The 9,414-nt window shown below is 66.8% G+C and carries 7 protein-coding genes and 2 pseudogenes; 6 read left to right on the forward strand and 3 right to left on the reverse strand.

Annotation, left to right across the window (positions count from 1 at the left end):
* Positions 1-373: pseudogene (locus tag LGY53_RS43285) on the reverse strand (hypothetical protein); the annotation flags it as partial.
* A 396-nt stretch (positions 374-769) separates the two neighbouring features.
* Here LGY53_RS43285 and nrdF point away from each other — a divergent pair.
* Both nrdF and LGY53_RS43295 read left to right on the forward strand, forming a co-directional pair.
* The gene (gene nrdF, locus LGY53_RS43290; protein ID WP_167477159.1) at positions 770-1,732 is read left to right on the forward strand and encodes a class 1b ribonucleoside-diphosphate reductase subunit beta; all 963 of its coding nucleotides are present in this window, start codon (positions 770-772) and stop codon (positions 1,730-1,732) included.
* Positions 1,733-1,927: 195 nt separating this feature from the next.
* Positions 1,928-2,869, forward strand: coding sequence for a hypothetical protein (locus tag LGY53_RS43295; RefSeq protein WP_225732488.1), 942 nt, complete (start codon positions 1,928-1,930; stop codon positions 2,867-2,869).
* 12 nt (positions 2,870-2,881) lie between these two features.
* Here LGY53_RS43295 and LGY53_RS43300 read toward each other — a convergent pair whose 3' ends face one another.
* Together LGY53_RS43300 and LGY53_RS43305 are read right to left on the reverse strand one after the other, a co-directional pair.
* Positions 2,882-3,961, reverse strand: coding sequence for an ABC transporter substrate-binding protein (locus LGY53_RS43300; protein WP_225732489.1), 1,080 nt, complete (start codon positions 3,959-3,961; stop codon positions 2,882-2,884).
* Between the two features lie 101 nt (positions 3,962-4,062).
* Positions 4,063-4,863 carry a VOC family protein gene (locus tag LGY53_RS43305; RefSeq protein ID WP_225732490.1) on the reverse strand — a complete coding sequence of 267 codons (801 nt, stop codon included), beginning with the start codon at positions 4,861-4,863 and terminating at the stop codon, positions 4,063-4,065.
* Between the two features lie 269 nt (positions 4,864-5,132).
* Here LGY53_RS43305 and ctaD point away from each other — a divergent pair, with 269 nt between their 5' ends.
* The 4 genes and pseudogenes from ctaD to LGY53_RS43325 form a co-directional block, all read left to right on the forward strand.
* Entirely contained in the window at positions 5,133-6,875 is a 1,743-nt protein-coding gene (gene ctaD / locus LGY53_RS43310) for a cytochrome c oxidase subunit I (protein ID WP_225732491.1), read from the forward strand.
* Between the two features lie 116 nt (positions 6,876-6,991).
* A complete protein-coding gene (gene serB, locus LGY53_RS43315) occupies positions 6,992-8,230 on the forward strand; it encodes a phosphoserine phosphatase SerB (RefSeq protein WP_225732492.1) in 1,239 nt (412 codons plus the stop codon).
* A 159-nt stretch (positions 8,231-8,389) separates the two neighbouring features.
* Positions 8,390-8,821, forward strand: coding sequence for a protease inhibitor I42 family protein (locus tag LGY53_RS43320; RefSeq protein ID WP_225732493.1), 432 nt, complete (start codon positions 8,390-8,392; stop codon positions 8,819-8,821).
* Positions 8,822-8,952: 131 nt separating this feature from the next.
* A pseudogene (locus LGY53_RS43325) lies at positions 8,953-9,414 on the forward strand (peptidyl-tRNA hydrolase); the annotation flags it as partial.

The raw sequence follows: 9,414 nt of genomic DNA on the forward strand, positions 1-9,414 counted from the left end.
ACGGTGTGGGGCCGAACACCTTGTCCGCCAACACATGTTCGACCTGTTTGACGCGGGTGGCGTCCGCGCCGATCGCGGCCCGGTCGGCGGCGGTGAGCCCGCCAGGCCGCTCGTACACCAGCACGACGGGCAGTTCGTCGCTGTTGCCGAACCGGTCGGCCAGCTTGAACGCCTGCGTCGATTCCGCGCTGTCCGGCAGCCAGCTCACATTGTCGTTCTTCTGGGCGCCGGTGAGCTTGCCCGCGAAGAGGCCGAGTGCGAGCAACGCGATCAGCCAGACACCGAGCACCACCCATTTGCTGCGGCGGCCGCTGGGCAGCCGGGCCAGCCGTCCGAGCAGATCGGTCATATCCGGGTCGGTCGGTGCGGACATCGGGCTGGCTCCCTGGGGGTCGGGCCGAACGGTTCGACCGATGGTACGGATGGTCGGTTACCGGAGCGGTAGTGGAAAGTTACCGCCGCGCCATTCGCCGACGACTGCGGCAAATCGGTTGGCGGCGTGGTATGCAGGGAATTTCCGGTTCGCCGCGGACCGCCGATGCGGGGTGGGCAAACACCCGGCGACGCGCACGGGACCGCTGTATCCGCGGGCGGGCCGGTGTCGCAGAATAGGGGCCGCAAATCGTGGTCCCCGACCCGCTTCGCGGGAGTGACGCGCGCCGCAGCGACACAAGGTGTTGTGCGGCCCGGACTTGTCACCCACAACGAGTAGTGTTCGGGGATAGGAATTCCGTGACGGCAGCGTGCTCGGGAAGGGCGTGGAGGCAGGATGAAACTGATCGATCGGGTGTCGGCCATCAACTGGAATCGGGTGCCCGACGAGAAGGATGCCGAGGTGTGGGACCGCTTGACCGGCAACTTCTGGCTGCCGGAAAAGGTGCCGGTCTCCAACGACATTCCGTCCTGGGCCACGCTGACCGCCGATGAGAAGCAGCTCACCATGCGGGTTTTCACCGGTCTCACCCTGCTCGACACCATTCAGGGCACGGTCGGCGCGGTCAGCCTGATCCCCGACGCGCTGACCCCGCACGAGGAGGCGGTGCTCACCAACATCGCGTTCATGGAGTCGGTGCACGCCAAGAGCTACAGCTCCATCTTCTCCACCCTGTGCTCCACCCGCGAGATCGACGAGGCCTTCCGCTGGTCCGAGGAGAACCGCAACCTGCAGCGCAAGGCCGAGATCGTGCTCGGCTACTACAACGGGGAAGATCCGCTCAAGCGCAAGGTGGCCTCCACCCTGCTGGAAAGCTTCCTCTTCTACTCCGGCTTCTACCTGCCGATGCACTGGTCCTCGCGGGCGAAGCTCACCAACACCGCCGATATGATCCGCCTGATCATCCGCGACGAGGCCGTGCACGGGTACTACATCGGCTACAAGTACCAGAAGGGTCTGGAACTGGTCTCCCAGGCCGAACGCGACGAGCTCAAGAACTACACCTTCGAGTTGCTGTTCGAGCTGTACGACAACGAGGTCGACTACACCCAGGACCTGTACGACGAGGTCGGCCTCACCGAGGACGTGAAGAAGTTCCTCCGCTACAACGCCAACAAGGCGCTGATGAACCTCGGCTACGAGGGCCTGTTCCCGAAGGACGAGTGCGATGTGAATCCGGCCATCCTGTCGGCACTTTCGCCCAACGCCGATGAGAACCACGACTTCTTCTCGGGCTCGGGTTCCAGCTATGTGATCGGCAAGGCCGTCAATACCGAAGACGAAGACTGGGAGTTCTGAGTCGCCGCCCTGCCGTCACTCGGGTGTGGCGGCGGGGATCCCCCATGCGAACGTCCGGCGCACATTTCCGGTCGATAAGGTGATCGCCTTGCAGGCCCCGAGGCCTGCGGGCAGACTGCCGGGGCAGAACACCACGGCTCGGCGGTATCAGGTGTTGTGGTGGGCAGGCTTCTCACGTTTGTGGGGGAGGACTCGATGGTGCGATTGGTGGTGCTGGTAGCGGCGCTATTGGCGACCGCGGTTGCGTGTGGGAACGGTGAGGCGGCGCAGCCGACCAGCGCGCCGGTCGACTTCTGGGACACCGCGCCACAGAACGATCAGCAGTATTGGGAGGTTTACAAGCGGGCGCGGGCGATCGAGCCGTGCGCGCTGATCCCGCGCGCCGAACTAGCGAAGCTGGGCACGGTGCGGTCGGTGGTGGTGACGGGGCCGGAATCCTGTGCGGCGCAACTGGATTCGGTGAAGCTGGGCGGTTCGGTGCGGGCGCAGTGGCGGGCGCTGGCCGGCACCGTCGAGGAAAACGGCCGGGTCGGCACCACGAAGCGGATCGAGGACACGACGGCGACGGTCGTCGCCGACAAGGACACCCGGGCGGACAAGCAGATCCCGGCGGGCGAGCGGGCCTGCACGGTGAGCGCGAAATTCCCGGCCCACGCCGGTGTTTCGCTCGCCGTGACGGTGCCCGGCGGCGTCGAGCCGTGCCCGGTCGCCGAAACGCTCACCCGCACGGCCGTCCTGGCCTGGAAACAGCAACTGCGACAAGACGATCCGTATCCGACGGTGCACACGGTGCTGAACGGCGCCGACCCGTGCGCGGTGACGGCGCACCTCGGCGTCACCGTCAAACCGGACCGCCAGCAGCTCTACGTCTGCGCGCTGCCCTACGGCGGCACCGAATACGCGGTGCTCTACGAATATCAGGCGCAGCGGGCGATCGAGAACGGCATCCCGATCCAGATCGGCGACCGCACGGTATTCCGGCACGAGAGCAACGGCGCGGTCTACTTCGAGGCCCAGGTGGGCCCGCCGTTCGCCGACGGCGAGGACGGGCCGCAGGTGCCCGCGGTCTGGGTGGGCGGCAAGGACGAACAGTCGCTCGGCCAGATCATGTACCAGCTGCTGGGCATGTTCCCCTAGGCCCTGTGTCGCCTAGCTGGTGACGAAGCCGTTCAACGTATTCCGGATATCGGTGAGCAGTGCGCGGGCGGCGGTCAGCCCGTCACCGTGCCAGACCTCGTCGTCCATGATGAAGGTGCGCCGGTCGAGCGCGGCGCTGAGGTTCTTCCATTCGTCCTCGCGCATCACCTGTTCGGCATGTTTCTTCCCGGCGTCGCCCGCGAACAGGATGTAGATCAGGTCGCCCTCGACCTTGGTGAAGTCCGAGGTCGGTACGTCGAAGGACGGTCCGCGCTGCGCGGTCGGCCGCTGCGCGCCCGCATCGGCGAGCACCTGCGCCGCGAAACTGTCGCTGCCCTGCACCTGCACCGAATCCGCGCCGAAGCGGATGATCGAGGCCTGGGTCTGATTGGACCAGATCGCGTTTCCCACATCCTTCGCGTCGGCGTGGTAGCTGTCCAGCGCGGCGGCCGCGGCATTGCGGCGGCCGAGACCGGCGGCGATGGCGCTGAATTCGGCCTGCCAGTTGCCGGGGCGGCCGACGAGTACGGTGGGCGCGATATCCCGCAGCGCGTCGAAACCGATGGTCGCCGTCGGGATATCGCCGATGATCAGGTCGGGGTGCAGCGCGGCGATCTTGCCGAGATCGGGTTGCGCCGCGGTGCCGACGCTCGGGATCTTGTCGACGCCGTAGCCGAGGTACTGCGGCTGCGGATGCGGTCCATCGATGGTCACCGCGCCGACCACCCGCTCCCACAGCCCGAGGGCGCAGGAGGCGTCGAGGGCGGCGGTGGTGAGCACGACGATGCGCTGCGGATCGGCGGGCACCTCGGAGACGCCCGCGATATGGGTGACGGTGCGGGTGCGCCCGCTCGCCGGATCGGGTGCGCTCGGCAGCGCGCAGGCGTGTGTGGTGTCCCGATCGATGCCGATGATGTCGGCGCCCGCGATATTCGTCGTGGTGCGCACGATCGAGCTGCTGTCGTCTTTCTGACTGCAGCCCGCGACGAGTAGCACCGCGGCGAGCGCGGTGACCGCGAGCCCGCGCCTCGGCACGGCGCGGGTCCGGATGGTCTGGCGGATTCGGGTGCGTACGAAGGCGCTCACCGGCATGCGGGAGAGGGTACATGCGCGCGGGCCGCACAAGAGTGCCAGGTCACCGCGAGTCGGGGGAACCGGCGGATCCGCAACGGCCGCAGCGGGTCCCGGACGGCCTACGACCTGTTACCGCCGATGCTGAACCGCGCCCCGGTCGGATCGGCGAGCGCGGCGACCCGGCCGAACGGCGTATCCATCGGCGGCATCAGCACGCGGCCGCCGAGTTCGACGGCGCGTTCGGCGGTCTTGTCGATATCGTCCGCGCCGAAGTACACCAGCCAGCCGTCCGGCGTTCCCGGCGGTAAGAAGGCCGCCGCGTCCATCACGCCGCCGAGCATCGGGGTCTCGGCATGAATTGTGGTGTAACGGAATTCGTCGACGTCCGGCACGGTCACCGTGAAGGTGTCGCGCCAGCCGAACACCTCGCGGTAGAAGCCGATCGCCGCGTCGTAGTTGCCGGTCTGCAATTCGAACCAGGTCGGGACGCCGACATGGTCGGACCACACGCCGCCGGAGGCGATGCCGACGGTCTCGAATCCGCGATGGGTTCCGGACTGCCACACCCCGACACCCGCGCCATGCGGATCGCCGAGCACCGCCATCGCGCCGAGATCGCCGACCGGCATCGCGGGCACGACCACCGAACCACCGTGTGCCACCGCACTGTCCGCGGTCGCCGCCGCGTCGGCGGCGGACAGATACACCGTCCACTGGTCCGGCCCGTCGTCGGATTTGCCCATCCCGCCCGCGACGGCCTTCCCGTTCTTGCGGAAAGTGATGTATCCGTCGAATTCCTCGGCACGTTCGGCGGTCCAGCCGAACAGTTCGCCGTAGAAGGCGATGGCGCCGTCCGGATCGGCGGTGTAGAGATCGACCCAGATCGGGTCGCCGGGCTTCGGTGCGTCGATATAGGCCATGACCAGCTCCTGGTGTGGTGGAACGCCTGCACCCGAGAAGACGGCCTCGCGGCGGGAAAGTCATCGGTCCGCACCCGAGGGAAAGTGACTCACCGATGCGCATGTGCTCTACTCGAAACTACGACACAGAGTAGGACCGGTGCGGATCGCTGCGGCAGTACGGTTTACGATCTCAGAAGCGCAAGCGAAGTGTCGTCCGTTCCGGTCACGGTTCGGACGCGAGCAGCGGAGCCTGCGGAGCGACCTAAAGGCACCTTTCAGGAGGATCAGTGACTGCCGTAGAGCCCCAGCCAGTCCCTCAGTTGGAAGCGACTCGGCCTTATCCGGCTCGTACCGGGCCGAAGGGCTCGTTCATCCTCAAGATGGTCACCACCACGGACCCGAAGGTCCTCGGTGTCATGTACCTGACCACCTCGATGGGCTTCTTCCTCATCGGTGGTCTGATGGCCCTCTTGATGCGTGGTGAGCTGGCGCGTCCCGGTCTGCAGTTCCTCTCGCCCGAACAGTTCAACCAGCTGTTCACCATGCACGGCACGATCATGCTGCTGTTCTACGCGACCGCGATCGTGTTCGGCTTCGCCAACATCATCCTGCCGCTGCAGATCGGCGCCCCCGACGTCGCGTTCCCGCGCCTCAACGCGTTCAGCTACTGGCTGTACGCCTTCGGCGCCACCATGGCGACCGCGGGCTTCATCACCCCCGGTGGCGCCGCCGACATGGGTTGGACGGCGTATGTGCCGCTGACCGACATCCTGCACTCGCCCGGCGTCGGCACCGACCTGTGGATCCTGGGTCTGGCCGTCTCCGGTCTCGGCACCATCCTCGGTGGCGTGAACATGCTCACCACCGTGGTGTGCCTGCGCGCACCGGGTATGACCATGTTCCGGATGCCGATCTTCACCTGGAATATCGCCGTCACCAGTGTCCTTGTGCTGCTTGCCTTCCCGCTGCTGACCGCCGCCCTGTTCGGCCTGGCCTACGATCGGCACCTCGGCGGCCACATCTACGACCCGGCCACCGGCGGCATCCTGCTCTACCAGCACCTGTTCTGGTTCTTCGGCCACCCCGAGGTGTACATCATCGCGCTGCCGTTCTTCGGCATCGTGTCCGAGATCTTCCCGGTCTTCTCGCGTAAGCCGATCTTCGGTTACACCACACTCGTCTACGCGACGCTCGGCATCGCCGCGCTGTCCATCGCGGTATGGGCGCACCACATGTACGCCACCGGCGCCGTGCTGCTGCCGTACTTCTCGTTCATGACCTTCCTCATCGCCGTGCCCACCGGTGTGAAGTTCTTCAACTGGATCGGCACCATGTGGCGGGGCCAGATCACCTTCGAATCGCCGATGCTGTTCTCGGTCGGCTTCCTCGTCACATTCCTCTTCGGCGGTCTGTCCGGCGTCATCCTGGCCTCGCCGCCGCTGGACTTCCACGTCACCGACACCTACTTCGTCGTCGCGCACTTCCACTACGTGCTCTTCGGCACCATCGTGTTCGCCACCTACGCGGGCATCTACTTCTGGTTCCCGAAGATGACCGGCCGCATGCTCGACGAGCGCCTGGCGAAGTGGCACTTCTGGACCACGTTCGTCGGCTTCCACACCACCTTCCTGGTGCAGCACTGGCTGGGCGCCGAGGGTATGCCGCGCCGCTACGCCGACTACCTGCCCAGCGACGGATTCACCACGCTGAACACGATTTCCACCATCGGCGCCTTCATCCTGGGCGCGTCGATGCTGCCGTTCCTGTGGAACGTCTTCAAGAGCTACCGCTACGGCGAGGTCGTCACCGTCGACGATCCGTGGGGTTACGGCAATTCGCTCGAGTGGGCCACCTCCTGCCCGCCGCCGCGGCACAACTTCTACGAGCTGCCGCGGATCCGGTCGGAGCGTCCGGCGTTCGAGTTGCACTATCCGCACATGGTCGAACGGATGCGCGCCGAGGCGCACGTGGGCTGGGGCTCCGGCAAACATGCCACCCAGGTCCATGAGGGTGTTGCGGCTACCAAGTAGTTAGCCTTTCGGGTTATGGGTGTGCACCTGCTGATGACGGCAGGTGCACACTCGTTTGTGGAGAGAGTTTCCGCTGGGCCTGCATGACATCGGAGTCGAGCACAGGGACGGCAAACATGACTAGGGGAGCAGATCAGTTGGCCGACACCACCGTTCTCGTCACCGTCACCGGCCCCGACCGGCCAGGTGTGACGTCCGTGCTGCTCGCGGCCATGTCGCGGCATCACGTCAGCCTGCTGGACGTGGAGCAGGTGGTGATCCGCGGCCGGCTCACCCTCGGCGTGCTGGTCACCTGTCCGAGCGATCCCGAGGCGCTGCAGGACGAGCTCGAAGAGGCCATGAACACCGTCGGCATGCACGTCGATGTCGAGGTCGACGCGGCGAATGGCAGACAGCCGATGTCCACCCACGCGGTGGTGATCCTCGGCAGCCCGGTGACCGCGCGCGCATTCAGCGCGGTGTCGCGGCAATTGGCCGCACTCGGCACGAATATCGACTCCATCCGCGGCATCGCCGACTATCCGGTGACCGGGATGGAATTGCTGGTCACCGCGCCCGACACCGGTGCGGACACCGATTCGCGGCTGCGCACGGCGCTGGCCGACGTCGCGGTGGCCGAGCGGGTCGACGTCGCGGTGGAACGCGCGGGCCTGGCCCGGCGGGCCAAGCGGCTGATCGTCTTCGACGTCGATTCCACGCTGATCCAGGGCGAGGTCATCGAGATGCTCGCGGCGCACGCGGGCGTCGAGGACGAGGTGCGCCGGGTCACCGAAGCGGCCATGCGCGGCGAGATCGATTTCGGTGAATCGCTGCGGCAGCGGGTGGCGACCCTGGCGGGACTGGACGAATCGGTGATCGAGGCGGTGGCCGACCGCATCGAGCTGACCCCCGGCGCGCGCACCACCATTCGGACCTTGCGCCGCTTGGGTTTTCGCTGCGGGGTGGTGTCCGGCGGATTCCGTCAGGTGATCGAACCGCTCGCGCATGAGCTGGAATTGGATTTCGTGCAGGCGAATATGTTGGAGATCGAGAACGGCAAGCTCACCGGCCGAGTCACCGGTGAGATCGTCGACCGGGCCTTCAAGGCGACCGCGCTGCGGCAGTTCGCCGCCGACGCCGGGGTGCCGATGGAGCAGACCGTCGCGGTCGGCGACGGCGCGAACGATATCGACATGTTGAACGCGGCGGGGCTCGGCATCGCGTTCAATGCCAAGCCCGCGCTGCGGCAGGTGGCCGATGCGGCACTGTCGCATCCGTTCCTGGACGCGGTGCTGTTCATCCTCGGCGTCACCCGCGAAGAGGTGGAGGCGGCCGACGCGCGGGATGGTTTGCTGCGGCGGGTTCCGCTGGGCTGAGGCCGGAACTCAACTGGGGAGACGTAACTGGGGAGGTCCGGTCGTCCTATCGTTGGATGCGACGGCATATCGCTGAGCGGGCCGAGATGGCCGGTGTGCCGCGTCCGCCTCGGTAGGCTCACGGATGTTGATCATGATCACTCGGCGATCGGAGGATCCGTGCGTACATCTCTTGTGGTGCTCCTGATGGGTTTGGCGCTGGTGGCATGCAGTAACAACAACGGCAAGGCCGACACCAGCTCGGTCAAGCCGGTCGATCAACCGGGTGCCGCGGTGACCGATAAGGACAACGGTCAAGAGCGGCAGCTGAAACCGGGCCAGCAGTTGACGGTGACGCTGCCGGCCACCCCCGGGACCGGATATTCGTGGCGGATCGGCCAACTCGATCAGAACGTGGTCCGCCAGGAGGGGGAACCGGATTACAAACCAGACCCGAATGTGCCCGCTGCCCCCGGTTCGGGCGGGCACTCGATCTGGAAATTCGTCGCCAACGCGGCGGGCGTCACCAACCTCACCCTGGACTACACCCGGCCGTGGGAGCAGGGTATGGAACCGGCACAGAAGTTCACGCTGACGATCAAGGTGGAGTGATGTCGACGATCCCGGAATGCACGGCCGGGCTCCGGGATGGAGATGAAGCCAACGGCGCCAACAGCTTTCGCGTCCGGCACGCGGAGCTGGCGCTCGGCTACGGCGGCGCGGGCGATCCGGCCGATCCGGCCATGGTGCAGGCCATGCAGTTGGTGCTGCATCTGCCCAAGGCCGACCCGCCGCCGCGGAGCGCGCTGCTGGCCGCGGCGGCGACCGCGACGGTCGCGCTGTGCCTGGACGAGCGGGTCGGTCCGGGCGGGGAATGGGAGTCCCGGTATCTGGCCTGGAAGCGGTCCCGGATCCGGAAGGTGGCGCGGCGCGCGCGCGGCGCGCAGTGGCTGGCCGCGGGCGAGGTGGACGGGGTGACCGTCGAGGTGGACGATGTGCAGGCGCGGGCGCTGGTGCCGTGCGCGGTGGGCGAGGTGGATCAGCGGATCAGGCGGTTGCAGATCGCCGGCACCGATCTCGAACACGACGACCCTGGGCCACCGACTACGAAACTTCCTGTGCTGTGGGTGAATTCGGCGCTCGGGATGACGCTGGGCAAGGCCGCGGCGCAGGTCGGTCACGCGAGTATGCTGCTGGCGGGCGCA

It is taken from the genome of Nocardia sp. JCM 34519.1 (assembly GCF_020361265.1).
Lineage (GTDB): Bacteria > Actinomycetota > Actinomycetes > Mycobacteriales > Mycobacteriaceae > Nocardia > Nocardia arthritidis_A.